Annotated in this window: 25 protein-coding genes; 17 read left to right on the top strand and 8 right to left on the bottom strand. The window is 44.3% G+C overall.

What is annotated here, in order from left to right; translation table 11 throughout:
• Nucleotides 1-753, top strand: a complete 753-nt coding sequence (gene cutC, locus AAY47_RS11510) for a copper homeostasis protein CutC (RefSeq protein WP_047770006.1) — start codon at nt 1-3, stop codon at nt 751-753.
• Nucleotides 754-852: 99 nt separating this feature from the next.
• Here cutC and cmoB read toward each other — a convergent pair whose 3' ends face one another.
• The 3 genes from cmoB to AAY47_RS11525 all read right to left on the bottom strand — a co-directional run bounded on the left by cmoB (nt 853) and on the right by AAY47_RS11525 (nt 3211).
• Entirely contained in the window at nt 853-1824 is a 972-nt protein-coding gene (gene cmoB, locus AAY47_RS11515) for a tRNA 5-methoxyuridine(34)/uridine 5-oxyacetic acid(34) synthase CmoB (protein ID WP_047770008.1), read from the bottom strand.
• Nucleotides 1821-2621, bottom strand: a complete 801-nt coding sequence (gene cmoA, locus AAY47_RS11520) for a carboxy-S-adenosyl-L-methionine synthase CmoA (protein ID WP_047770010.1) — start codon at nt 2619-2621, stop codon at nt 1821-1823. The genes cmoB and cmoA overlap by 4 nt, the downstream gene beginning before the upstream one ends.
• 191 nt (nt 2622-2812) lie before the next feature.
• Nucleotides 2813-3211, bottom strand: a complete 399-nt coding sequence (locus AAY47_RS11525) for an MAPEG family protein (protein ID WP_047770012.1) — start codon at nt 3209-3211, stop codon at nt 2813-2815.
• A gap of 269 nt (nt 3212-3480) precedes the next feature.
• Between AAY47_RS11525 and aspS the strand changes: the two genes are divergently transcribed.
• The 6 genes from aspS (at nt 3481) to ruvB (ending at nt 8808) form a co-directional block, all read left to right on the top strand.
• A complete protein-coding gene (gene aspS, locus AAY47_RS11530) occupies nt 3481-5250 on the top strand; it encodes an aspartate--tRNA ligase (RefSeq protein ID WP_047770014.1) in 1770 nt (589 codons plus the stop codon).
• The gene (gene nudB / locus AAY47_RS11535) at nt 5250-5684 is read left to right on the top strand and encodes a dihydroneopterin triphosphate diphosphatase (RefSeq protein ID WP_047770016.1); all 435 of its coding nucleotides are present in this window, start codon (nt 5250-5252) and stop codon (nt 5682-5684) included. Before aspS ends, nudB begins: the two co-directional genes overlap by 1 nt.
• Before the next feature lie 30 nt (nt 5685-5714).
• Complete coding sequence (locus tag AAY47_RS11540; protein ID WP_047770018.1) at nt 5715-6458, top strand: YebC/PmpR family DNA-binding transcriptional regulator; 744 nt, start codon at nt 5715-5717, stop codon at nt 6456-6458.
• Nucleotides 6459-6566: 108 nt separating this feature from the next.
• Nucleotides 6567-7088, top strand: a complete 522-nt coding sequence (gene ruvC, locus AAY47_RS11545) for a crossover junction endodeoxyribonuclease RuvC (RefSeq protein WP_047770020.1) — start codon at nt 6567-6569, stop codon at nt 7086-7088.
• A gap of 78 nt (nt 7089-7166) precedes the next feature.
• Nucleotides 7167-7784 (top strand): Holliday junction branch migration protein RuvA, encoded by a 618-nt coding sequence (ruvA, locus tag AAY47_RS11550; RefSeq protein ID WP_047770022.1) that lies wholly within the window; start codon nt 7167-7169, stop codon nt 7782-7784.
• A gap of 16 nt (nt 7785-7800) precedes the next feature.
• Nucleotides 7801-8808 (top strand): Holliday junction branch migration DNA helicase RuvB, encoded by a 1008-nt coding sequence (gene ruvB, locus AAY47_RS11555; protein WP_047770024.1) that lies wholly within the window; start codon nt 7801-7803, stop codon nt 8806-8808.
• 89 nt (nt 8809-8897) lie between these two features.
• On the opposite strand, the gene znuB is transcribed toward ruvB, so the two are convergent.
• The gene (gene znuB, locus AAY47_RS11560) at nt 8898-9683 is read right to left on the bottom strand and encodes a zinc ABC transporter permease subunit ZnuB (RefSeq protein ID WP_047770027.1); all 786 of its coding nucleotides are present in this window, start codon (nt 9681-9683) and stop codon (nt 8898-8900) included.
• Entirely contained in the window at nt 9680-10462 is a 783-nt protein-coding gene (gene znuC, locus AAY47_RS11565) for a zinc ABC transporter ATP-binding protein ZnuC (protein ID WP_047770029.1), read from the bottom strand. The genes znuB and znuC overlap by 4 nt, the downstream gene beginning before the upstream one ends.
• Nucleotides 10463-10514: 52 nt before the next feature.
• Between znuC and znuA the strand changes: the two genes are divergently transcribed.
• The 3 genes from znuA (at nt 10515) to lpxM (ending at nt 13900) form a co-directional block, all read left to right on the top strand.
• Nucleotides 10515-11471, top strand: coding sequence for a zinc ABC transporter substrate-binding protein ZnuA (gene znuA / locus AAY47_RS11570; RefSeq protein ID WP_047770031.1), 957 nt, complete (start codon nt 10515-10517; stop codon nt 11469-11471).
• Between the two features lie 20 nt (nt 11472-11491).
• Nucleotides 11492-12808 carry a murein DD-endopeptidase MepM gene (mepM, locus tag AAY47_RS11575; protein WP_047770033.1) on the top strand — a complete coding sequence of 439 codons (1317 nt, stop codon included), beginning with the start codon at nt 11492-11494 and terminating at the stop codon, nt 12806-12808.
• A gap of 123 nt (nt 12809-12931) precedes the next feature.
• Complete coding sequence (gene lpxM, locus AAY47_RS11580; protein WP_047770035.1) at nt 12932-13900, top strand: lauroyl-Kdo(2)-lipid IV(A) myristoyltransferase; 969 nt, start codon at nt 12932-12934, stop codon at nt 13898-13900.
• 82 nt (nt 13901-13982) lie between these two features.
• On the opposite strand, the gene pyk is transcribed toward lpxM, so the two are convergent.
• Nucleotides 13983-15425 (bottom strand): pyruvate kinase, encoded by a 1443-nt coding sequence (gene pyk / locus AAY47_RS11585; protein WP_047770036.1) that lies wholly within the window; start codon nt 15423-15425, stop codon nt 13983-13985.
• A gap of 228 nt (nt 15426-15653) precedes the next feature.
• Nucleotides 15654-16502: a MurR/RpiR family transcriptional regulator gene (locus tag AAY47_RS11590; RefSeq protein WP_047770038.1), complete on the bottom strand. Its 849-nt coding sequence runs from the start codon at nt 16500-16502 to the stop codon at nt 15654-15656.
• 470 nt (nt 16503-16972) lie between these two features.
• Here AAY47_RS11590 and zwf point away from each other — a divergent pair, with 470 nt between their 5' ends.
• From zwf to mdtI, 3 genes are all read left to right on the top strand, one after another.
• The gene (gene zwf / locus AAY47_RS11595; protein WP_047770040.1) at nt 16973-18448 is read left to right on the top strand and encodes a glucose-6-phosphate dehydrogenase; all 1476 of its coding nucleotides are present in this window, start codon (nt 16973-16975) and stop codon (nt 18446-18448) included.
• Between the two features lie 569 nt (nt 18449-19017).
• A complete protein-coding gene (mdtJ, locus tag AAY47_RS11600; protein WP_047770042.1) occupies nt 19018-19428 on the top strand; it encodes a multidrug/spermidine efflux SMR transporter subunit MdtJ in 411 nt (136 codons plus the stop codon).
• Between the two features lies 1 nt (nt 19429).
• On the top strand, nt 19430-19762 hold the full coding sequence (gene mdtI, locus AAY47_RS11605) for a multidrug/spermidine efflux SMR transporter subunit MdtI (protein WP_047770043.1): 333 nt from the start codon (nt 19430-19432) through the stop codon (nt 19760-19762).
• Nucleotides 19763-19853: 91 nt separating this feature from the next.
• On the opposite strand, the gene AAY47_RS11610 is transcribed toward mdtI, so the two are convergent.
• Nucleotides 19854-20198 (bottom strand): RidA family protein, encoded by a 345-nt coding sequence (locus AAY47_RS11610; protein WP_047770044.1) that lies wholly within the window; start codon nt 20196-20198, stop codon nt 19854-19856.
• A gap of 100 nt (nt 20199-20298) precedes the next feature.
• Here AAY47_RS11610 and AAY47_RS11615 point away from each other — a divergent pair, with 100 nt between their 5' ends.
• The 4 genes from AAY47_RS11615 to fadD all read left to right on the top strand — a co-directional run bounded on the left by AAY47_RS11615 (nt 20299) and on the right by fadD (nt 25786).
• The gene (locus tag AAY47_RS11615; RefSeq protein ID WP_047770045.1) at nt 20299-22218 is read left to right on the top strand and encodes an ATP-dependent DNA helicase; all 1920 of its coding nucleotides are present in this window, start codon (nt 20299-20301) and stop codon (nt 22216-22218) included.
• 77 nt (nt 22219-22295) lie between these two features.
• On the top strand, nt 22296-22991 hold the full coding sequence (tsaB, locus tag AAY47_RS11620) for a tRNA (adenosine(37)-N6)-threonylcarbamoyltransferase complex dimerization subunit type 1 TsaB (RefSeq protein ID WP_047770046.1): 696 nt from the start codon (nt 22296-22298) through the stop codon (nt 22989-22991).
• A gap of 134 nt (nt 22992-23125) precedes the next feature.
• Complete coding sequence (locus AAY47_RS11625; protein ID WP_047770047.1) at nt 23126-23710, top strand: Slp family lipoprotein; 585 nt, start codon at nt 23126-23128, stop codon at nt 23708-23710.
• A 384-nt stretch (nt 23711-24094) separates the two neighbouring features.
• The gene (gene fadD, locus AAY47_RS11630) at nt 24095-25786 is read left to right on the top strand and encodes a long-chain-fatty-acid--CoA ligase FadD (RefSeq protein WP_047770048.1); all 1692 of its coding nucleotides are present in this window, start codon (nt 24095-24097) and stop codon (nt 25784-25786) included.
• Nucleotides 25787-25858 lie beyond the last annotated feature (72 nt).

Here is a 25858-nt window from a genome sequence, read left to right on the forward strand (position 1 = left end):
ATGATAAAGCTGGAAATTTGTTGTTATAGCGTAAACTGTGCTCTGGTTGCACAAAAGGCAGGCGCTGATCGCATTGAATTGTGTGCAAGCCCGTCGGAAGGCGGGGTAACACCCAGCATCGGCGCATTGCAGCACGCGCGACAGAGTTTATCCATTGCAGTACATCCTATTGTACGGCCAAGAGGAGGAGATTTCTGTTACAGCAACATTGATTTTGAAGTGATGAAAAATGATGTTGCTCGTATCCGTGATATGGGATTTCCTGGCGTCGTTTTCGGCGTGCTAAACGAAGAAGGTCATATCGACAGGCTGCGTATGCGGCAATTGATGTCATTGTCAGGGAATATGGCAATCACTTTTCATCGCGCCTTTGATATGTGTTTTAATCCACATGTTGCGTTGGAACAACTGACAGAGCTTGGTGTGCAGCGTATTTTAACTTCGGGTCAGCAACAAAGTGCTGAGTTGGGATTACCTTTGTTAAACGAGTTGTTACAGGCTAGCCAGGGACCGATTATTATGCCCGGGGCGGGAGTCAGAATGAGTAATATCAGTAAATTCCTGGAAATTGGCATAACAGAAGTCCACAGTTCAGCAGGTAAGATCGTGCCTTCTGCCATGAAATACCGGAAAGCCGGCGTAAAAATGAGTTCTGATGACAGTGATGTAGATGAATATGCTTATCACTGTGTTGATGGCCAGTTAGTTGAATCGATGAAGGGCGTGATGAGTTTGGTTCAACGGAAAAAATAGCACACGCTTTATTTCAAACCCCCAGTGACATTGTCAAGGATGTCACTGGGGTAATCAGCCAGCAAAGTAAAGTAATAATCTAAAATATAAAGTAAAAGATTATGGCTTACGGGCAATAAGTACTGCCCGCAGTGGTGCGGGGTAGCCTTCTGTCGTTTTGCTCTGGTCGGTTGGATCAAGAAAATCGATCAGCGATTCAGTCTTCATCCATTCTGTCTGGCGCTGTTCATCCAAAGTCGTCATTGCATGATTAACAATTCGAACATCAATAAAACCACATTTTTCCAGCCAGACTTTCAGCATTTTGGCAGACGGAATAAAGTAGACATTCCGCATTTGAGCATAACGCTCACCCGGAATGAGGCATTGATGTTCGTCCCCCTCAATCACCAGGCTTTCCAAAACTAATTCCCCGCCGGAAACTAACTGGTTTTTCAGTTGCCATAAATGGTCGAAGGGGGAGCGGCGATGGTAAAGCACACCCATTGAAAACACCGTATCAAAGGCTTTTAGTTCGGGTAATTGTTCAACGCCCAAAGGCAGAAGATGGGCACGCTGATCGTTACCCAGTAACTTTCTGGTGGCTTCAAATTGGCAAAGGAAAAGCTGGGTTGGGTCAATACCGACAACTAAATGGGCACCTTCACCCACCATGCGCCACATGTGGTAACCACTGCCACAGCCGACATCAAGGACGGTTCTGCCTGCTAAAGAAGAAATATGGGGAAGGACGCGATCCCATTTCCAGTCAGAACGCCATTCGGTATCAATCTCCACACCATACAGTGAAAAAGGTCCTTTACGCCACGGCATCAATAGCTTCAGGATATTTTGAATACGGGCTTTTTCACCGTTTGGTAGCTCGGGTTCATGGTTCGCAATGACACCATTTTTCAGATCAAGTTGGGTGGGGTTAATTTCAGGCAGGTTCTCCAGAATTTTTACCCATGAACTGAACTGACCATGCAATGAGGCTTGTTGCCAATGGCTTAATTGTGCAGGCAGGCATTCCAACCAGTGACTTAAGTGGTTTTTGGCGATCAATTGATAAAAGTTACCGAAATCAATCATTGTTCAGCGCCTTTTATTGCTAATAATGAGCCAAAGTTAAAACATTGGAACCAGACTTCCACATGCTGGAATCCTGCTTGTTTGAGGCGTGACTTGTGAGTTTCAATAGGATCTGTCCGCATGACATTTTCCAGCATACTGCGTTTTTGGCTGATCTCCAGTTCGCTGTAACCATTGGCTCGCTTGAAATCATAGTGCATGTTGAATAGCAACTCGCCAATCTGCTCATCTTCAAAATTGAATTTTTCAGATAGCACCAAAACGCCTCCGGGTTTTAGACCGGCATAGATTTTATCCAGCATTTTCTGGCGATCATCAGGGTGCAGGAACTGTAATGTGAAATTCAAAACGACCATTGATGCATTTTGAATGTCGGTATCAAGAATATCCTGTTCGATGATTTCAACGGGGATATTGGCTTTGAAAGAGTCAATATGGCGGCGGCAGCGTTCGATCATTGCCGGTGAGTTATCGACGGCAATAATACGGCAGCCCTTTGTATGGGGATGGACACTATTATCTTCGGAACGAATATCTTCGGAACTAATAGCACGACGGATTGACAGCGTGGCTGCACCAAGGGAGCAACCGAGATCGTAAATTTGACTATTTGGTGTTACAAAACGTTCTGCCAGCATACCTATCATGGAAATGATGTTGGAATAACCGGGAATTGAACGTTTCACCATATCAGGAAAGACTTCGGCAACGCGTTCATCGAAACTCCAGTTACCTAAATTGGCAATTGGGGCAGAGAACAGGCTGTCCCGTTGATTATGAGATTCTTGATTTGACATAACAGCATTGATTTTGGAAACAATAAGAAGCGGTTATTCTAACAGAATGCAGGAAAAGGCAGAAAGGGGGATAATCAATAGATAGACCCTCAGGCGGTAGCACACCGCCCTGGGTATCACTCTAATCACCTATGCTTTGCCATTGAGCAAAAACGCAAAATATGCAGCAAACTATTTATACAGGGAATAGATTATGTATAGAGAGAAAAGATCTGCTCCCACGGTAAATAGTAGATGTTGTTAAGAATCATTATGATCATTGAGATATAGGTTGCTGCCATGCCCATACGTCGCCAGCGTATTTCTCGATGACGTAAGCCAAAGTAGTGTAGTATTCTGCCTGATAGTAATACCAATCCACAAATATGCAGCATCCAAACGGGGGCACCATTCATCTCCATCACAATCAATAACAACATTGAAATTGGAATGTATTCAACTGCATTACCATGAACCCGGATGGCTGTTTGTAATTCATAAAAACCGCCATCGCCATAAGCGACCCGATATTGGGTTCTTAATTTGACGACATCCAGAGACAGCTTAATTAACAGTAGTGCGCCCAGTACGATATAAAGCGAGCTAACCATTTTTTAACTCCAATTGCCTAACCAAAAAACGGCCAAATGATGATAAACCGCAAAAAGAAAACTGTCGCTATAAATCATAGTATTTAATAATAAATTCTATGAATGTTAACGGATAGCAAAAAATTGTCTTGTCAAGAACGGCGTTATGGCCTTATCTCCGGTCAGAATTTCCAGTATAATGGCGACCTTTTTTTGCAATTCTTCCTGAAAAGAACAATGCCAAAATTTCCGCAGCAGAAAGCATAACGAGCTGAGTAAAAGGATATTGTATGCGTACTAATTATTGTGGGCAGTTGAACCTGACCCATGAAGGCCAGAAAGTGACTCTTTGTGGGTGGGTAAATCGTCGCCGTGATTTAGGTGGTTTGATCTTTATTGATATGCGAGATCGCGAGGGTATCGTTCAGGTATTTTTTGACCCAGACCAGAAAGAGGTCTTTGCTCAGGCTTCTGAACTGCGTAATGAATTTTGTATTCAAATTACGGGGATTGTGCGTGCGCGCCCTGATAACCAAATCAATAAAGAGATGGCAACCGGCGAAATTGAAGTGTTCGCAGAAAGCCTGATGGTTTTCAACCGCTCGGAGCCATTGCCTCTGGACAGCAACCAGAATAACAGTGAAGAGCAGCGCCTGAAATTCCGCTATCTTGATCTGCGTCGCACTGAGATGTCGCAGCGTCTGAAAACCCGTGCAAAGATCACCAGTTTTGTGCGTCGTTTTATGGATGCTGCGGGTTTCATTGATGTTGAAACACCAATGCTGACGAAGGCAACACCAGAAGGTGCGCGTGACTATTTAGTACCAAGCCGCGTACATAAAGGTGAATTTTATGCACTGCCGCAGTCTCCGCAGCTTTTCAAACAGTTGTTGATGATGTCTGGCTTAGACCGTTATTACCAGATTGTGAAGTGCTTCCGTGATGAAGACCTGCGTGCCGATCGTCAACCTGAGTTTACCCAGATCGACGTTGAAACCTCGTTTATGACCGCTGAACAAGTTCGCGAAATCATGGAAAAAATGATCCGTGAACTGTGGCTGGATGTGAAAGATGTCGATTTGGGCTGCTTCCCAATGATGACATTTGAAGAAGCCATGCGCCGTTTTGGTTCAGATAAACCAGACTTGCGTAACCCTCTGGAATTGGTGGATATCGCCGATCTGGTTAAAGACGTGGAATTCTCTGTTTTTGCCGAACCGGCAAATAATCCAAAAGGCCGTGTTGCGGCTATTCGCGTGCCCGGCGGGGCAGAGCTAAGTCGCAAGCAAATTGATGAGTACGGTAAATTTGTTGGCATTTATGGCGCGAAAGGTTTGGCATGGATGAAAGTAAATAACTGTGCTGCTGGCCTGGAAGGTGTGCAAAGCCCGATAGCTAAGTTCCTGTCTGCGGAAGTGGTTGAAGCCCTGCTGTCCCGTACCAATGCGCAAGATGGTGATATCCTGTTCTTTGGCGCTGACCGGAAAAATGTTGTTACTGATGCGATGGGAGCACTGCGCCTGAAATTGGGCCGCGACTTGAACATCACCGATCTGGCAAGCTGGAAACCGCTTTGGGTTATTGATTTCCCTATGTTCGAAGACAACGGAGCTGGCGGCTTGACGGCAATGCATCATCCATTTACTTCTCCGCGTGATAGGTCGGCGGCTGAATTGGAAAGTAACCCAGAATCCGCTATCGCGAACGCTTACGACATGGTGATCAATGGCTATGAAGTGGGGGGTGGTTCTGTCCGTATCCATCGCAATGAAATGCAGCAGGTGGTATTCCGCATTCTGGGGATCAATGAGCAGGAACAGCAGGAAAAATTTGGTTTCTTGCTGAATGCCCTGAAATACGGCACACCGCCACATGCCGGTTTGGCTTTCGGTTTGGATCGCCTCGTCATGTTGTTGACTGATACCGATAATATTCGTGATGTGATCGCTTTCCCGAAAACAACGGCTGCGGCATGTTTGATGACGGATGCACCAAGCCCAGCGAGTTCAGCCGCGTTGGAAGAACTGGCTATTTCAGTCGTTAAAAAAGAGAACGAATAATGGCTTATAAGCGCCCTGAGTCTGTACTGGTTATGATTTACGCCGTTGACAGCAAAAGGGTGCTGATGCTACAGCGCCGGGACGATCCTGAATTTTGGCAATCTGTGACAGGTAGCCTTGAAGAGGACGAAAAACCGCCGGAGGCGGCGTTACGTGAAGTACAGGAAGAGACAGGCATTGATATTATCAATGAAAATCTTGAACTGAAAGATTGTCAACGCTGTCTTTATTATGAGATTTTCTCGCACCTACGGCATCGATATGCTCCGGGGATAACGCGCAATAAAGAACATTGGTTCTCTCTGGCGTTACCTGAGGAGCGAGAAATTTTGCTGACCGAACATCTGGCTTATCAATGGCTGGCTGCGGAAGAAGCGGCCAGATTGACGAAGTCGTGGAGCAATCGGCAAGCAATTGAAGAATTTGTCATTTAGTCTACAAGATGTTTTATCGGAGATATTTGCATGGCAGGTCATAGTAAATGGGCCAATACGAAACACCGCAAAGCTGCACAGGATGCAAAACGCGGTAAGATTTTCACAAAAATTATCCGTGAATTAGTCACGGCTGCGCGATTGGGCGGTGGTGATCCAGATTCCAACCCACGTCTGCGAGCTGCCGTCGATAAAGCGCTGTCCAACAATATGACTCGTGATACGTTGAATCGTGCAATTGCCCGTGGTGTTGGCAGCGACGAATCGGACAACATGGAAACCATCATTTATGAAGGCTACGGCCCTGGTGGTACGGCAGTGATGGTTGAATGCCTGAGTGATAACCGTAACCGCACGGTTTCCGAAGTTCGTCATGCGTTCACCAAAACAGGTGGTAACTTAGGAACTGACGGTTCTGTTGCTTATCTGTTCACCAAGAAAGGGGTTATTTCCTACGCACCAGGCCTGGACGAAGATGCGGTGATGGAAGCAGCATTGGAAGCGGGTGCTGACGATGTTGAAACTTATGATGATGGTGCGATTGACGTCTATACTACTCCAGAGTCTTTTGGCGAAGTTAAAGATGCACTGGATGCAGCAGGCTTCAAGGCAGATTCTGCGGAAGTTTCTATGATCCCATCGACGAAAGCGGAACTGGATGCAGAAACTGCGCCTAAATTACTGCGTCTGATCGATATGCTTGAAGATTCTGACGATGTGCAGGAAGTTTATCATAATGGTGAAATCTCTGATGAAGTTGCAGCACTGTTGTAATTAGCATTAGGATTCACAGCGTAGAGAAAGTGTTCCTCGAATCAGGGCACTTTCTCTAACGTTTTTATCCCATATCACAGGCAAACCGATTTAAGCGAATAATTCGATATGGCGATTATTCTTGGTATTGACCCTGGCTCCAGAGTCACGGGATATGGCGTTATTCGCCAGCAGGGACGACAACTTATCTATCTCGGTAGCGGTTGTATTCGAACAAAAGTAGATGACTTACCCGGTCGTTTGCAGAAGATTTACGCCGGAATTACTGAAATTATCACTCAATTCCAGCCCACAGTTTTTGCCATAGAGCAAGTTTTTATGGCAAAAAATGCAGACTCTGCCTTGAAATTAGGGCAGGCGCGAGGTGTAGCAATTGTTGCGGCTTCTAACCAATCCATACCGGTATTTGAATATGCCGCCCGTCAGGTTAAACAGACTGTAGTCGGTACGGGAGCGGCTGAAAAAAGCCAGATACAGCACATGGTTCGTTCGATGTTGAAACTGTCTGCTAATCCGCAGGCCGATGCTGCCGATGCGTTGGCTATTGCGATTACACATTGTCATCTCAGTCAAAATTTACTTCGGGTAGGTAATGCGCGGTTAAATTTAACGCGAGGCCGTCTGAAATAGATAGTGCTGGATATACATCCAGCTTTTTTTGTGCTATAAGCTAGCGGAACGATTTATTTTATTTTCAGGGGGTAAGCAGTGATAGGGCGTTTGAGAGGAACCGTGTTGGAAAAACAGCCACCGTTGGTTTTGTTGGAAACTCATGGTGTCGGTTATGAAGTTCATATGCCAATGACCTGTTTTTATGAACTGCCTGAAATTGGTCAGGAAACTATCTTATTTACACAATTTATTGTGCGTGAAGATGCCCAGCTATTATACGGTTTTAATGATAAACAAGAGCGTGCACTGTTCCGTGAACTGATTAAGGTCAATGGCGTTGGGCCTAAATTAGCGCTGGCGATCCTGTCGGGTATGTCTGCCCAGCAATTCGTTACGGCTATAGAACAAGAAGCGATTGCTTCACTGGTTAAGTTGCCGGGGGTTGGCAAAAAAACGGCTGAAAGGCTGGTCGTAGAGATGAAAGATCGCTTTAAGGGGCTTAATGGCGATCTATTTAACCAAAGTAGTGATGTTAATTTGCCGGCTGTCAGCAAACAAGCGAATTCCGCTGCCGATATTGAAGCAGAAGCCGCAGCGGCACTGGTTTCTCTGGGATATAAACCACAGGAAGCCAGCCGGATGGTAAACAAAGTTGCTAAACCGGGTGCAGATTGTGAAACCCTTATTCGAGAAGCGCTTCGAGCGGCTCTGTAATCACAGGAGTTAAGTGATGATTGAAGCTGACCGTCTGGTTTCAGCAGAAGTTCTGCAAGATGATGAAGCCATTGATCGTGCCATTCGGCCGAAGTTTCTGTCTGAATATGTTGGGCAGCCCCATGTTTGTGAGCAGATGGAAATTTTTATTCAGGCGGCACGTCAGCGGGGTGAGGCACTGGATCACTTATTGATTTTTGGTCCCCCTGGATTAGGTAAGACCACGCTGGCAAATATTGTTGCCAATGAAATGGGGGTTAATCTTCGTACCACATCTGGGCCGGTATTGGAAAAGGCAGGAGATCTTGCCGCTATGCTCACTAATCTGGAACCGCATGATGTCCTGTTTATTGATGAAATCCACCGTTTATCGCCGGTTGTGGAAGAGATCCTTTATCCGGCAATGGAAGATTATCAACTGGATATCATGATTGGTGAAGGGCCAGCCGCCCGCTCTATCAAGATTGATCTCCCCCCATTTACTTTGATTGGTGCGACCACTCGTGCAGGTTCTTTAACTTCGCCGTTGCGTGATCGATTCGGTATCGTACAGCGCCTTGAATTTTACAATGTTGATGATTTGCAAAGCATTGTTTCCCGTAGTGCACGCTATATGGGATTAGACATTTCAGATGAGGGGGCAAGGCAAATAGCGATGCGTTCCCGTGGCACTCCCCGTATTACCAATCGATTATTGCGTCGTGTCCGTGATTTTGCGCAAGTGAAAGGTGATGGCACAGTTGATAATAATATTGCCTCCCAGGCCCTGGATATGCTGAATGTGGATTCAGCCGGATTTGATTACCTTGATCGTAAGTTGCTGATTGCCATTATTGATAAATTTATGGGCGGTCCCGTTGGCTTGGATAACTTGGCTGCGGCGATTGGTGAAGAACGAGAAACTATCGAAGATGTGCTGGAACCTTTCCTGATCCAACAAGGATTTATTCAACGAACGCCCCGCGGGCGTATTGCAACCCATCATGCTTATCGGCATTTTGGATTGAGCAAGAAAGACGAATAAAGGGTTATAACTTACCTAAATTATAACCCTCGTCACTTGTATGCATTACCGCTAAAAAGCAGCGAATTGAAAGACAGAGAGGATAAATATCAGCTTCTTGCCTTGATCGTTAAACTCAATGCAAATAACACTGCCGAACAAAGTACCACAGAAGGCCCTGCGGGTGTGTTATAAAACGCCGATAACGTTAATCCTCCCGTAACAGAAAGCATACCGACAATAATTGCCAAAGCGGCCATTTGCTCAGGCGTGCGGGAGAAACGGCGGGAGGTAGCAGCAGGGATAATCAGCAGGGAGGTGATAATTAACGCCCCGACGAATTTCATTGCCAGCCCAATAGTTAATGCTGTCACTAACATCAGCAGGACACGCAGACGTTGAATTTTCATGCCATCAACAAAAGCCAGATCCTGGCTGACTGTCATTGATAGCAGGGCGCGCCATTGCCATGTCAGTAATCCGGTAACAATCACAACACCGGCCGCAATCAACCAGAGATCTTCATAAGTCACGGACAATAAATCGCCGAATAAATAAGCCATTAGATCGACCCTGACATTGGTCATAAAACTAACGACGACTAAGCCCAACGACAAGGCACTGTGAGCCAGAATGCCTAATAATGTATCAACTGCCAATTGTGGGCGTTTTTCCAGCCAAACTAAAATAGTAGCCAGAATAAGTGTAACCGCAATAACCGCATAAAAGGGATTCACATTCAGTAAGAAACCGAATGCAACACCGAGCAGTGATGCGTGTGCCAGTGTATCGCCAAAATAGGACATTCTGCGCCAGACGACAAAAGAACCAAGAGGCCCTGCGGCAATTGCCAGAAAAATACCGGCGAGCCAGCCGGGAAGCAATAATTCAATCATCGATGTGATTCCCCAACATTTTTCAAAATAATTTTCCCTCTAAGATCATGATGATGATTGTGGTGATGGCGGTAAACTGCCAGTTGCTCTGCGCCATGATATCCAAACATTGCAATAAACTCTGGGTGCATTGACACCACTTCCGGTGTGCCAGAACAACAAATGTGTTGATTAAGGCATAAAACTTCGTCTGTTTTCGCCATCACTAAGTGCAGGTCATGGGATACCATAAGCACCGCGCAATTAAGTTCTGTCCTGATTTGATTGATCAGATCGTAAAGGGCCAGTTGTCCATTGACATCGACACCTTGTGTTGGTTCGTCAAGAACCAAAATCTGAGGTTGATTAAGTAAGGCTCTGGCAAGTAGCACCCGCTGAGTTTCGCCACCAGATAGCTTTTGCATTGGTTGCTCCAGTAAATGAGCAGCCTTGACCCGATTTAATACCGGTAAGATATCCGCTTGTTTCACGTTGGGTCTCAGCATCATAAAACGCTTAACGGTCAAGGGCAGAGTGGGATCAAGGTTTAGTTTTTGCGGAACATAACCAATTTTCAACGTAGGGTTTTGTTCGATAGTGCCCGAAGTGGGTTGGATTAATCCAAGAACGACGCGAACCAGAGTTGATTTTCCTGCACCGTTTGGGCCGATCAGGGTCAGAATTTTCCCTTGTTTGAGATTGAATGAGATATTGTTTAATACCTTGCGGTTACCAAATTCAACCGTAATGTTTTTTAGGGTGATCATAGTTGACGAGTTAAAAGTATCTTGCAGAATCATTGAAATGTTATATTATAACATAATTCAATTTTCTGCATGGAATATTCATATTATGTTACACAATTCACAGAAATACGCGCATAAACTTTTTCATAAAATCGCATTAGCTGCTGTGTTAGTGGCAGGAGTGAATGGCTCTGTGCAGGCAGATGTTGTCACATCCATTCGGCCATTGGGCTTTATTGCTGCTGCCATTGCTGATGGTGTAACAAATACTCAGGTACTTCTGCCCGATGGGGCTTCTCCACATGATTATGCGTTACGGCCTCTGGATGTACGGAAAATTAATCAAGCCGATTTGGTGGTTTGGATTGGCCCAGATATGGAAACCTTTTTGGCGAAACCGATAGCTAAAATTGAGCAGAATAAACAACTGGCACTGGCTGAATTATCTACCATTAAGCCATTATTATTGAAAAATAGTGAAGATGGGAATGATTCCGAGACTGAATCATATCAGCATGAACATGAGGAAGATCACGAACATCATCACGGTGAATATAATATGCATCTTTGGCTTTCTCCAGAGATTGCGGGAAAAGCCGCTCAAGCAATATATGACCAGCTTATTGAGCAATATCCTCAACAAAAACAGCAATTAGAAGTAAACCTACGTAAATTCAATGGACAGCTTGCACAAACTGATAAGAATATTACTCATGTTTTAACGCCCATACAAAATCAGGGTTATTTTGTTTTTCATGACGCGTACGGTTATTTTGAAAAACATTACCAATTGGCTCCGCTAGGTGTTTTCACGGTCAATCCTGAAATACAACCTGGTGCGCAGAGATTACACAAAATACGAACACAATTGGTTGAGCAGAAAGCAAGGTGTATTTTTGCTGAACCTCAATTCAGGCCAGCCGTTATTCATGCCGTAGCAAAAGGTACTGATGTACGTATTGGAATACTTGACCCTTTAGGGAGCGGCATCGTATTGGATAAAGATAGCTACATGAAATTTATAACTCAACTATCAAAACAATACGCGAGCTGCCTGAATTAGTACAATAAGGAATTTTATTAGTGCAGCAGATAGCTAAAACTATCGTTCTGGTATACAACAATCTGCCCAAACCACACAAGATCATGCTTGGATCTCTAACGCTGGTCACTTTGGCTATCGCGATATGGCGGCCTGTTGTTTATCATGAACAAGAAGAACGGACAGGTAGTATTATTCTCAGTACTCCGGATAGCATTCCAGAAGCAACGGATGATGTCGCTGGGGATGCTAATGAACAACTCCCCAATGAGGGCATTGGGGATGATGATGGCAGTTCTGTTGATACAGCAGTAAATGTTCCGCACCAATATGTTGTCTCCAGTGGTGATACCCTGAGTTCGATTTTGACTCAGTTCGGAATTGACTCCTCTGATGTTGCTTTGTTAGCAAACCGATATAAGTCATTGCGTAATCTTGGTATTGGTCAGTCATTATCGTGGACTACTGACGATAATGGGAGTTTAAAAACGCTGACCTGGGATATATCACGTCGTGAAACTCGCGTTTATACTCGCGAAGGAGACATTTTTAACGAAACGCAAGAGTTCCAGAAGGGAGAATGGAAAAATAGTGTCATCACAGGTACAGTTGATGGCAGTTTTAATAGTAGTGCCCTGATTGCTGGATTAACAAGCAGCGAAGCCAGAGAAGTGACAAAAGCGTTGCAATGGCAGATAGATTTCCGCAAATTGCGTAAAGGTGATCATTTTTCTGTGCTGATGTCCCGTGAAATGCTTGATGGGAAAAGTGAGCAGAGCCAATTGTTAGGCGTTCGCTTACAGAGTGGTGGCAATGATTATTATGCTTTCCGGGCCAGTGATGGTCGTTTTTACGACAGCAATGCTTCCGGTCTTGAGCGTGGTTTCCTGCGCTTTCCTACAACTAAACAGTTCAGAGTATCTTCCTCTTTCAATCCACATCGCTTAAATCCGGTAACCGGCAGAATTACAGCTCATAAAGGGGTTGATTTTGCTATGCCAGTAGGAACTCCCGTTTTGGCAGTCGGTGATGGTGAAGTCGTTGTCGCTAAATTTGATGGTGCGGCCGGTAATTTCATTGCCATACGGCACGGTCGTCAATATACAACTCGATACATGCACTTGAGAAAAATACTGGTAAAACCGGGTCAGAAAGTGAAACGGGGTGAACGTATTGCGCTATCAGGGAATACGGGGCGTTCAACAGGCCCACACTTGCACTTTGAATTCTGGGATAACCAGAGACCGGTTAATCCGCTCACTGCAAAATTGCCGCGTTCTGGTGGGTTGAGTGGTAAAGAGCGTACAGAATATGTAGCCATGGTTAAGGAAACTAAGCCTCAATTGTTGCTAGATTAAGCGCATCAACTTCCGATTATTGACAGAGATAAAAGCGGATGATGACTATCATCCGCTTTTATCTTATTTTTTGTTGTAAACTTTCGCCTTGAGAGCAAATATTGGGATCATCAGAGTTAGCTCATGAATAAAGAAAAAGATACAGATAGTAAATTGGGATATGTCCCTCGGTTTCATCGAGCTTATTTACATCCCCGTTATTGGGGTCTTTGGGCTGGCGTGGGGCTATTGGCAGGATTGTCTTATGTCCCTGTAAAATGGCGTGATCCATTTCTGGCCAGGATAGGTATTTGGGCGGGAAGAAAAGTGAAAAGTGCTCGTCGCAGGGCGAAAATCAATTTAATTTACTGCTTTCCTGAATTAACGGAACAGCAGCACGAAGAGCTGATTGATCGCATGTTTGCTACCGCCCCTCAATCGTTTGTTATGCTGGCGGAGCTTTGTCTCAGGGGAGCAAAATCGACACTTGAGCGAACCCAATGGCATGGTGAAGACATTATTCAAGCCTTAAAAGCACAAGGCAAAAATGTGATTTTTATGGTTCCACATGGTTGGTCTGTTGATATTCCCGCGATGTTGTTGGCTGCCCGTGGCCAACAAATGTCAGCGATGTTTCATCATCAAAGTAATCCCGTGGCTGATTACTTATGGAATAAAGCGCGCTGTCACTTTGGTGGTCGTTTGCATTCCCGTGATGCGGGAATTAAACCCTTTATCTCTACAGTGCGTGAAGGCTTTTGGGGATACTATTTGCCTGATCAGGATCATGGCGAAGAGCACAGTGAATTTGTCGATTTTTTTGCCACTTACAAGGCTACGTTGCCTGCACTTGGGCGCTTAATGAAGGTTTGCCGCGCCGCCGTTGTTCCGCTATTTCCGGTTTATAATTGCCAAACTCATCAGTTGGACATTTATATCCGTCCACCCATGGAGGATATTGCAGGACAGGATGATACCTATATTGCTCGCCGAATGAATGAGGAGTTGGAGGCATTGGTGAAGCCGAATCCTGAACAATACACCTGGATCTTAAAATTACTTAAGACGCGGAAAGCAGGGGATATTGAGCCTTATAAAAGGGAAGATCTGTGATGATTGGAATAATAAAATTAATCATAATAAGAGGCAGTGTACTGCCCCTTATCCTTTACCATTTGTTTTTATGAATAGCCCATTATTCTACTTCAAGTACGCGACAGGTATTGGTACTGCCAATTGTTCCCATCTGATCACCTTGGGTCACAAGTACTAAATCCCCAGAGATGAGATAATCTTTATCGCGCAGACGATTCACTGCTTCATTTGCCGCTGCGATCCCATCAGTATGCGAGCTACAATAAACGGGTGTTACACCACGATACAGGGCGGTACGGTTTAAGGTTGATTCATGGCGAGACATAGAGAAGATAGGCAGGCCAGAACTGATGCGGGACATCATGCGAGCCGTGCGGCCAGATTCAGTCATCGCAATAATTGCCTTGACGCCTTTCAGATGGTTGGCGGCATACATGGTAGACATTGAAATCGCTTCTTCAATGCTATCAAATGTAATATCCAGGCGATGTTTGGAAACATTGACACTTGGCATTTTTTCCGCGCCAAGACAGACTTGTGCCATAGCGGCAACGGTTTCCGCAGGATACTGACCTGCGGCTGTTTCAGCAGAAAGCATAACCGCATCAGTACCATCCAGTACCGCATTGGCGACATCCATGACTTCAGCACGCGTCGGCATTGGGTTGGTGATCATAGATTCCATCATTTGTGTGGCTGTAATCACAACACGATTCAGTTGGCGAGCGCGGCGGATCAGTTTTTTCTGTACACCAACCAGTTCGGGGTCACCAATTTCAACACCGAGATCACCACGAGCGACCATGACAACATCCGATGCCAGAATAATTTCATCAATAATTTCGTCACTACTAACAGCTTCTGCTCGCTCAACTTTTGCAACGATTTGGGTTTCGCAACCAGCATCTCGTGCGAGACGGCGCGCATAATTCAAATCTTCACCTGAACGAGGGAAAGAAATCGCAAGATAATCAACCCCAATTTTGGCAGCTGTGATGATATCTTCCTTATCTTTTGCTGTCAGTGCTTCGGCTGATAACCCGCCGCCCAATTTATTGATGCCTTTATTGTTGGAAAGCGGGCCTCCTACAGTCACTTCCGTGAAGATTTTTATCCCCTGAACTTCCAGGATTTTCAATTGAACACGTCCATCATCCAATAGCAGGATATCACCAGCCGTTACATCAGATGGCAAACCTTTATAGTCAATACCGACTTTTTCTTTATCTCCCTCTCCCTTACTTAGATTGGCATCCAGCAGGAATTTATCCCCAATATTCAGGAAAATTTTTCCTTCTTTAAAGGTGGATATGCGTATTTTAGGCCCTTGAAGATCACCGAGGATGGCAACATGACAACCTAAACGGGCCGCAATTTCGCGTACTTTATTAGCACGTTGGATATGATCTTCCGCAGTGCCATGAGAGAAATTAAGGCGGACGACGTTGGCCCCTGCTTGGATAACTTTTTCAAGATTATCGTCACGATCTGTAGCTGGGCCAAGTGTAGTGACGATCTTTGTTCTTCTGAGCCGTCTGGACATGCATTACTCCGTTGACCTGTGAAGTATACCTTTTGTTTTTCAAGTTGCCGCATCGGTGGGGGGGCACTTGAAATCCATAGGGTATATGAGTTTTCGATTACCGTAGGATAACCATTAATTTATTGATTATTAACCCCGACTGCGAATATGTAGTGGGGAAAAGTCTACATATGCTATCAGTCTGGAGAATTGATAAATAGTGAACAAAAACACAGTCTATTTTCTGGTTTATTCAGGCTTATCAAACCGTGAATTACGCAACGCTTCTTTGACCCTCTTCAAATTATCTCTGAATTTTGAGCCGCGGCGCAGTGTAAAACCCGTTGCCAGTACATCAATGATGGTTAATTGAGCTATTCTTGAGACCATCGGCATATAGATATCTGTATCTTCGGGAACATCCAACAAAATGGGGAGGGTAGCTTCGTGCGCTAATGGGGAGCCTGTTGAGGTAATGGCGATCACTGTTGCATCGTTTTCGCGGGCCAGTTTAGCAATTTCTACAAGGCTTTTTGTTCTTCCAGTATGGGAAATTAATACGACAACATCGCCTTCGGTACTGCTAATACAGCTCATTCGTTGCATCACAATATCATCAAAATAGGTCACTGGAATATTGAAGCGAAAAAATTTGTTCATGGCATCATGGGCCACAGCGGCTGATGCTCCCAAACCAAAAAAAGAGAGTTTTCTGGCTTGTGTCAGAAGGTCGACTGCGCGGTTGATGGCGGCAATATCCAGATTACTTTTGACCGTTTCCAGATTTGCCATGACTGATTCGAAAATTTTGTTTGTATAAGAGGTGACGCTGTCACTTTCTTCCACGTTTCGGTTCACATAAGGTGTACCATTGGCGAGGCTCTGTGCCAGATGCAATTTAAAGTCAGGAAATCCTTTGGTGTTGAGGCGACGACAAAAACGATTCACCGTCGGTTCACTCACATTCGCCATTTTAGCCAGAGTGGCAATGCTTGAATGGATGGCAGTTTGTGGTGAAGCAAGAATGACCTGCGCAACCTTTTTCTCTGACTTACTCAAAACATCAAGACTATTTTGGAGCCGTTCCAGTGTGTTCATAAAACGAAGTTTAACCTCGGTTTTAACGATTTCATTAACAGGCGAAATCTATTTCATTTTCATGAAAATATACTACTTGTTATTGAAAGCTGGCAGTGGCAATAACCGGATAACATGGGATTTTTCATGAAAACATGACAGGAGTCTAACTTTCAACTTGGTAAGATTAATTCTTAATCGTTGTAAATTTTCAGTTTACAATCACTGCTCGGTATGAATTATAACCATATTGCCAGTGAATACAAAATTACCATGAATGTGAAAGGGGGTACAGGAAGCGGCTGTGCGGTTATTTAATAGCCTGCGGCCAATGGGTTTCATTTTGTCACTAATCCAGCAGCAACGTGAAATACGAAGAGCTATATCAATAATCCATGAATAATCAGTGTTTACTGCATATAACCAAAAGAGTACATTACCCACAGATTCTGTAAAAAAATTACAATATCCCGTAATTGAGGAGATGCAACATGGCGGTGACGTCTACAGCTCAGGCTTGTAATTTGGTAATTTTTGGGGCGAAAGGAGACTTAGCACGCCGGAAATTAATGCCTTCCCTTTACCAGTTGGAAAAAGCGGGTTATATCCATCCTGATACCCGAATTATCGGCGTCGGTCGAGCTGACTGGGATAAAACAGCCTACACCAAAGTCGTTGAAGAAGCATTGGTGACATTTATGTCCGAAAAACTGGATGCAGAATTGTGGAAGAAACTCCGTTCACGTCTGGAATTTTGTAATTTGGATGTAAATGAAACGGAGCATTTCAACGAATTAGCAAAAATAATTAATAAAGATGACTTACCCGCTATTCACTATTTTGCCATGCCTCCAAGTACATTTGGTGCCGTATGCCACGGATTAGGTGCTGCGGAGCTGAATACGGAACCCAATCGTGTAGTGATGGAAAAACCGCTGGGAACCGATCTTGCTTCTTCCAGAGCGATTAATGATGAAGTTGCAAAATATTTCAATGAGAGCCAAATTTACCGTATTGACCATTATTTGGGGAAAGAAACGGTATTGAACTTATTAGCGCTGCGTTTTGCCAACTCGCTTTTCGTTAATAATTGGGATCATCGCACGATTGATCATGTACAAATTACCGTTGCTGAAGAAGTTGGTATCGAAGGGCGCTGGGGCTATTTCGATCAGGCAGGGCAGATGCGCGATATGATCCAAAATCATCTTCTGCAAATTCTGACTATGATTGCCATGTCACCACCGGCTGACCTGACAGCAGATCGTATTCGTGATGAAAAAGTAAAAGTGTTGCGTTCATTGCGTCGGATTAATCAGACCAATGTCAGGGAAAAAACGGTTCGCGGGCAATATACCGCAGGTTTTGTGCATGGTAAGAAAGTTCCCGGTTATCTGGAAGAAGAAGGGGCGAATAAAGCCAGTAAAACAGAAACTTTTGTGTCGATTCGTGTCGATATTGATGACTGGCGCTGGTCTGGGGTGCCTTTCTACCTGAGAACCGGAAAGCGGTTGCCGGCTAAGTGTTCTGAAGTTGTGGTCTATTTCAAAGAACCTTCCCTGAATCTGTTTGCTGAATCCTACCAGCAGTTACCACAAAACAAATTGACAATTCGTTTGCAGCCAGATGAAGGCATTGATATTGAAGTGCTAAATAAAGCACCGGGGCTGGAACATAAACACCGTTTGCAAACGACCAAGTTGGATCTGAGTTTCTCTGAAACATTTAATCAGACACACCTTGCTGATGCTTATGAAAGGTTATTGTTGGAAGCAATGCGCGGTATTCAGGCACTGTTTGTCCGTCGTGATGAAGTGGAAGAAGCCTGGAAATGGGTGGATTCCATTATCGATGCATGGGCGGCGGATAATGAACCACCAAAACCTTATCAGGCCGGCACGTGGGGACCCGTGGCTTCTATCGCGCTGATTACACGTGATGGTCGTTCATGGAATGAGTTTGAATAAACGGTGGTTTTTTTTAGTTTGTACTAAACGACTCATCAAAAGAATGGCCGGACTTAATGTCCGGCCGGTTTTTGTGAAAATAATTCAAAATTTGATATCTGAATGATAAAATTATAGTAAAAATAGCTACTTACTCCACTTTTTTTACTAAAAGTGAAGATTGGCTAACCAAATATAAATTATTGCTTTTTATTTGGTGCTATGATAGAAATACATCATTACATTTTAATACGAGGGTTCTTAGTATATCACGCGGTAGTTATGTGTGATGAAAGAATAAAACATCATGAATAGCGCCAAAAGCGTCAACATTCAACATAGTAACAAAATTCAACGTTGTACCCATGTTTTTTTCCTTTCCACTATCTTATCCAGTGAGCACTACTGGTGCGGCGCCCTTTAGGGCCTTCTCCTGCTAACCGGTTCTTCACCGGTAATTATCACTTGCCAAAATATTTCGCTAAAGGTCAGTTTGATTCTGATGTTGCATAATCGCATTTGCCGCCGACTTTGTGGGCATTTATAGCTTGATATCTTGGCATGCTTATTAGTATGTTCAGGAGAAAAAAATGTTTTATTGGGTATTTCTTGTACTGGCGATTGTGACAGAAGTCATTGGCACTCTGTCAATGAAACAAGCCAGCGTTTCAGGTGGTTTTACAGGCATGATTGTGATGTATACCATGATCACAACTTCTTATATTTTGCTGGCAATCGCTGTGAAAAAAGTGTCATTGGGCGTGGCTTATGCACTTTGGGAAGGTATTGGGATCCTGTTTATTACCGCTTTTAGCGTAATGTGGTTTAACGAGTCGCTGTCATTGATGAAAATAAGTGGATTAGCATTGTTGATAGCTGGGATTGCTTTAATCAAGGTGGGGGAGAAAAAAACCAAAGCCCATGCTTCAAACAAGACATCAAAACATAATCCATCAAGCTCACTAAACGGTATTTTGAACAAGCAAATCAAGGAGGCATGATATGCTAACTCAATTTGAATGGTGGCATGGTGCGTTCCTGGTCTTGGCCGTTGTTTTGGAAATTGTAGCAAATATTTTATTGAAATTATCCAATGGATTTCAGCGCTTCTGGATGGGTATTTTGTCTCTGGTTGCTGTTTTGGGCGCATTCAGTGCGTTGGCTCAGGCAGTGAAAGGGATTGAGCTTTCCATTGCTTATGCTTTATGGGGAGCATTCGGCATTATTGCTACCGTCGCCGCTGGCTGGGTAATGTTTAACCAAAGACTGAATTTTAAGGGATGGAGTGGTATTGTGCTGCTGTTGATTGGCATAATTATTATTAAAATGGCCTAATTTCTACTCTCCATTCCTTAAATTTCATTTCTAACATGGCCTTGAATGAACAATAGCTCATTTAAGGCCATATTTGTTTGATAGATACAGACTATAAAGCGGCAATAATTTTGATTTCGACTTTATACTTAGGGTCCATCAATGCTGCTTGAACAGTACAGCGGACTGGCGCACTTCCGGCAACAACCCATGCGTCCCACGCGGCATTCATGCCTGCAAAATCGGCTTTATCTGCCAGAAAAATTGTAGCATCCAAAATCTTGCTTTTATCTGAACCAAGGCGATGTAACAGGGTATCAATGGCTGCCAGAGTATCGGCGGTTTGCTCTGTAATATTACCGTCCAGTTGTTCTGGCACACTGGTATAATAGATAGTGTCATTGTGAACGACCGCTTCTGACCAGCGGGTATCTGGGTCAATGCGTTTAATAGTCATTAAATCTCCTGTTAATTTATCCAGTTTTTTGCTGAATTGAGTAGTTATTACAACTCAGTATTGGCATAATTCCGCCACATTTTATTGAAAGAGACTGTTTGTGTCAGACGATTTTGCGAAAAATGGCATACTAGCCAAAGCCATACCAGGTTTCAAGCCACGCGATGCCCAGCGGGAAATGTCTTCGGCTATTACAATTGCGATTAAAAAACAGCAACAATTGGTCGTAGAAGCAGGAACGGGAACCGGTAAAACATTTGCTTATTTAGTACCTGCTTTGCGCTCCGGTAAAAAAGTGATTATTTCTACGGGTTCTAAGGCATTACAGGATCAGCTTTACAATCGAGATCTACCCACTATCGTTGAGGCGTTAGGTTTTACCGGCAAGCTGGCGCTATTAAAAGGGCGTTCAAATTATTTATGCCTTGAACGCCTTGAGCAGCAGACGATCGGCAATTCCCAGTTAGACACTGAAATCTTGGCGGAAGTCATCAAATTGAAGCATTGGTCAGGCCATACAAAAGATGGTGATATCAGCACCTGCTACCAAGTGGCGGAAGATAGCACTGTTTGGCCATTGGTCACGAGTACTAATGACAATTGTTTTGGCAGTGATTGCCCATGCTATCAGCAATGTTTCGTTCTGAAAGCCCGTCGAAAAGCAATGGAAGCGGATGTGGTGATTGTTAACCATCATCTGTTTATGGCTGATATGATGGTTAAGGATACCGGTTTTGGTGAATTAATCCCGCAGGCTGATGTGATGATTTTCGATGAGGCGCACCAGATCCCTGATATTGCCAGCCAATATTTTGGCCAGCAACTAAGCAGCCGCCAATTGATGGATTTATCGCGTGATATCATCATGGCTTACCGTACTGAAGTGCGGGATCAGACACAATTGCAAAAAAGTGCAGATCGTCTCAGCCAAAGTGCACAAGATTTCCGTTTGTCATTGGGGGAAAACAGCTATCGGGGTAATCTTCGTGAAGCCTTGCAACAGCAGCAAGTTCAGCGCACATTAGTGCGGTTGGATGATGCCCTTGAGCTGTGTTATGACGTGATGAAACTCTCTTTGGGCCGTTCAACCATGCTGGATGCGGCTTTTGAACGGGCAACGGTGTATCGCAATCGTCTTAAGCGTCTGATTGATGTCAGCATACCTAATTACAGCTATTGGTTCGAAAGTTATGGGCGGCATTTTTTACTGGCTCTGACACCGTTATCTGTTGCCGACAAATTCAGTGAGATGCTCCGTGAACAATCAGGTAGTTGGATTTTTACATCGGCAACATTGTCGGTCAATGAACAGCTAAATCATTTCACTGAACGTTTAGGGCTAAAACAGGCCCAGACATTACTCTTGTCTAGCTCCTTTGATTATCAGCGTCAAATGTTATTGTGTGTGCCGCGTCATTTGCCGTCACCGAACCAAAATGGTGGTGCAAAATGGCTGGCTCGTATGCTGAAACCATTAATTGAAAGCAATAAAGGGCGCTGTTTTTTCCTCTGTACTTCTCACCAAATGATGCGCAGTTTAGCGGAAGAGTTCCGTGCCAGTATGACATTGCCAGTATTAGTGCAGGGTGAGACGAGCAAGTCACAACTGTTGGCACAATTTATCTCTGCGGGTAATGCATTGTTGGTGGCGACCGGCAGCTTTTGGGAAGGGGTGGATGTTCGCGGTGATGCATTGTCCTGCGTTATTATTGATAAATTGCCGTTCACTGCGCCGGATGATCCTTTGCTTAAGGCCCGTATTGAGGATTGTCAACTTAAGGGCGGGGATGCTTTTCACGAAGTCCAGCTTCCTGATGCCGTGATTGATTTGAAGCAGGGCGTTGGGCGTCTGATCCGTGATATTGATGATTATGGCGTTGTGGTCATTTGTGATAATCGGCTGGTGATGCGTCCATACGGTGAGGTTTTTCTAAACAGCCTGCCCCCTGCTTCCCGTACCCGTGATTTATCAAAAGCAATTGCGTTTCTGAACTCACGCCCACCGCGGTCTGGGGAATAAAATGTCGGGGCGATGATGTTGGGGCTATGGTAGTATAGCCCCTTATTTTGGATCCTATATCTTGCCGGAGTTAAGGCATGTCCACGCGAATTTTAGCTATTGATACTGCAACTGAAGCCTGTTCTGTTGCACTTTGGAATGAAGGTGCTATTGAAGCACAGTTTGAAATTTCCCCACGGGAGCACACGCAACGTATTTTGCCGATGGTTCAAGCGGTTTTATCAAAAGGTGGAGTAAACCTGCAACAATTGGATGCGTTAGCGTTTGGTCGTGGACCGGGCAGTTTTACCGGTGTACGGATTGGTGTTGGCATCGCCCAAGGGCTGGCATTGGGCGCTGAATTACCGATGATTGGTGTTTCTTCGCTGAAAACACTGGCGCAAGGGACTTTTCGCTTAACAGGAGCAACAAACGTTTTGGTTGCGATTGATGCGCGGATGGGGGAAGTTTACTGGGGACAATACACTCGTAATTCACAAGGTGAATGGCAGGGCGATGAAACGGAAGCAGTTTTGAAACCTGAGCAAGTGCAAGAAATTATGAATTCCTTATCAGGCGAATGGGGAATTGCGGGAACGGGATGGGAAGCCTATCCTCAATTATTGGACTGCCACTTAATGCTGACAGCAGGCGATGTTATTTTACCCCATGCGGAAGATATGCTGCCACTGGCCATTCAGATGTGGGACGCAGGGGAGGCGACAGCGGTTGAACACGCTGAACCTGTTTACTTACGTAATGAAGTGACATGGAAAAAATTGCCGGGCCGTTAAGGTCTTCTGCCTGGCGCAATAAAATTCATGCAACTTGCGGCAGAAAGCAGTGTCCATGAGTATAAAGGGCTAGAGTCTGACTAACCAGACGATGGATGGTTAGTCTAATAAGTTTTTTCTACGTTGGAGGCGTTATGTTCAATGGAATATACTATCGAAGCATACTGCAAGCGGTGGCATTATTGGGAACCCTGGTACTTACGGGTTGTGTGTCAGTGCCTGATGTTATTAAAGGAACGACTAAAACACCAATGGAAAATCTGCTTTCTGTCAAGAATATGCCTGAGTTATACATTGGACATGAAGGGAGATTTGGCGGCAAAGTGCTGAGTGTCTTGAATGAAAAAAGCCAGACTCGATTAGAAATATCTGCCATGCCACTAGCAGGCAATGCTTCCCCTCGTATGGATACGCCTTCTTTGGGGCGAGTTTATGCCTACGTGAATACTTTTTTAGAACCCAGTGATTTTAAAGATCATTATGTGACTGTTGTAGGTTTGATTACTGGTCTTGAAAAAGGAAAAGTAGGCAATAGTCCGTACAATTACGTTGTGATGAATGCAACAGGAGTAAAACGTTGGTATGAATCTCAGCGAATGATTTTTCCCCCTGCTGTAGGAACTGATCTATGGAGCTATTATGGCAACCCTTATAATCCGTTTTGGCGCGGTTATTCATCATTACAGCCTGTATCAGTTGAAACAATTTTAACTGAATAAACCTCTTGCCAACCAAGTGGGATCTGGTGTGACATGAACTCCTGATAATCATCCTTTAACTGGTATGCCTTACTTATAGCTGTTTGGAATAATAGTAAGACTCCAAGCCAAAAATTATTAAATCAGTGTATAATTAGTTAATTATAAATCCAAGTGTTAATAATTTAACTAATTTATTGATAAATAATAAAAAATATTCAGGCGGCAAAAGCTGCCTTATTTTTTTGCAGTCATTGATAGTATTAAATTAGTGATGTGTATCGCCAACCTGAACATTGTTGCTTTGCAAACTGGTACGCTGAGTTAATAATTTGTTAAATATACAAGTCAGGTTTGTCTTATGGTCAGTGGTTACATCGCAATTAGATTTCAGGAGTATTCAACTTGGAAAAAGTTTGGCTAAAACATTATCCGGCAGATGTTCCGGCAGAAATCGATCCCGATCGTTATTCGTCGTTGATTGAAATGTTTGAAAATGCTGTAGCGCGTTATGCCGATCAAGTCGCATTTATCAACATGGGCGAGGTAATGACTTTCCGTAAATTGGAAGAGCGTAGTCGTGCCTTTGCTGCCTATTTACAGAATGGCCTGGGGTTGAAACAAGGGGATCGCGTGGCATTGATGATGCCCAATTTGCTGCAATACCCTGTGGCACTATTTGGTATCCTGCGTGCAGATATGGTTGTTGTCAATGTGAATCCGCTCTATACCCCACGTGAATTGGAACATCAGCTTAATGACAGTGGCACATCTGCCATTGTTATCGTTTCTAACTTTGCACATACCCTAGAAAAGATTGTCTTTAATACGCAAGTCAAGAACGTTATTTTGACGCGTATGGGTGACCAACTTTCACGTCCCAAAGGGACTCTTGTTGATTTCGTCGTTAAATACGTTAAGAGGCTCGTGCCTAAATATCACTTACCGGATGCTATTTCGTTCCGTAGTGCGATTCATAAAGGCTATCGCATGCAGTATGTCAAACCGGATGTAAAAAACGAGGATTTGGCTTTTCTGCAATATACGGGGGGAACCACAGGTGTGGCAAAAGGTGCAATGCTGACTCATCGTAATATGCTGGCAAACCTCGAGCAGGCCAGAGCCTGTTATTCTCCGTTATTGAGGCCTGGGCAAGAGCTAGTGGTAACTGCACTGCCGTTGTACCATATCTTTGCTTTAACGATAAATTGCCTGTTCTTTATTGAATTGGGGGGGCAAAATTTGTTGATTACCAACCCTCGTGATGTAAATGGCACAATCAAGGAACTGTCGCGTTATCATTTTACCGCACTATCAGGTGTTAACACATTATTCAATGCCTGGCTGAATAATGCGGAATTCCAGAAACTGAATTTTTCCTCACTACGTTTATCTGTTGGTGGTGGCATGGCCGTACAACGAGTAGTGGCTGAAAAATGGCAAAACTTGACAGGTTGTCATCTGTTGGAAGGATATGGATTGACGGAGTGTTCCCCCCTAGTTTCAGCTAACCCGCATAACTTGACCTATTACAGTGGCAGTATTGGCTTTCCCATTGCTTCAACAGAAATCAAGCTGGTAGGGAATGATGGTAATGAAGTTTCACTGGGCGAAGCAGGTGAAATGTGGGTGCGGGGACCACAGGTAATGAAAGGTTACTGGGATCGCCCTGATGCGACTGATGAGGTGTTGAAAGATGGCTGGTTGGCAACTGGGGATATTGCCAGCGTAGATGAAAAAGGCTTTTTACACATTGTTGACCGGAAAAAAGACATGATCCTGGTTTCTGGATTTAATGTCTATCCAAATGAAGTAGAAGATGTTGTTTCTTCCCATCCTAAAGTGTTAGAGTCGGCAGCAGTGGGCGTTCCGAGTGAAAACTCAGGAGAAATTGTCAAAATATTTGTGGTACGCAAAGATCCCAGTTTGACTGAGGATGAACTTAAAACGCATTGCCGTCGTTACCTGACGGGATATAAGGTGCCGAAGCTCATTGAATTTCGTGATGAATTACCAAAATCTAATGTCGGTAAAATTCTTCGCAGAGAACTTCGCAATGAAGAATTGGCAAAAGTGGATAATGCTGCTACAAATTGAGCCTATTTATTGCCATATCCCATTGCACATCAACAACGCCGGTTTTACCGGCGTTGTTGTGCATGTCTTATG

Origin of the sequence: Xenorhabdus griffiniae (assembly GCF_001028135.1) — a bacterium.
Lineage (GTDB): Bacteria > Pseudomonadota > Gammaproteobacteria > Enterobacterales > Enterobacteriaceae > Xenorhabdus > Xenorhabdus bakwenae.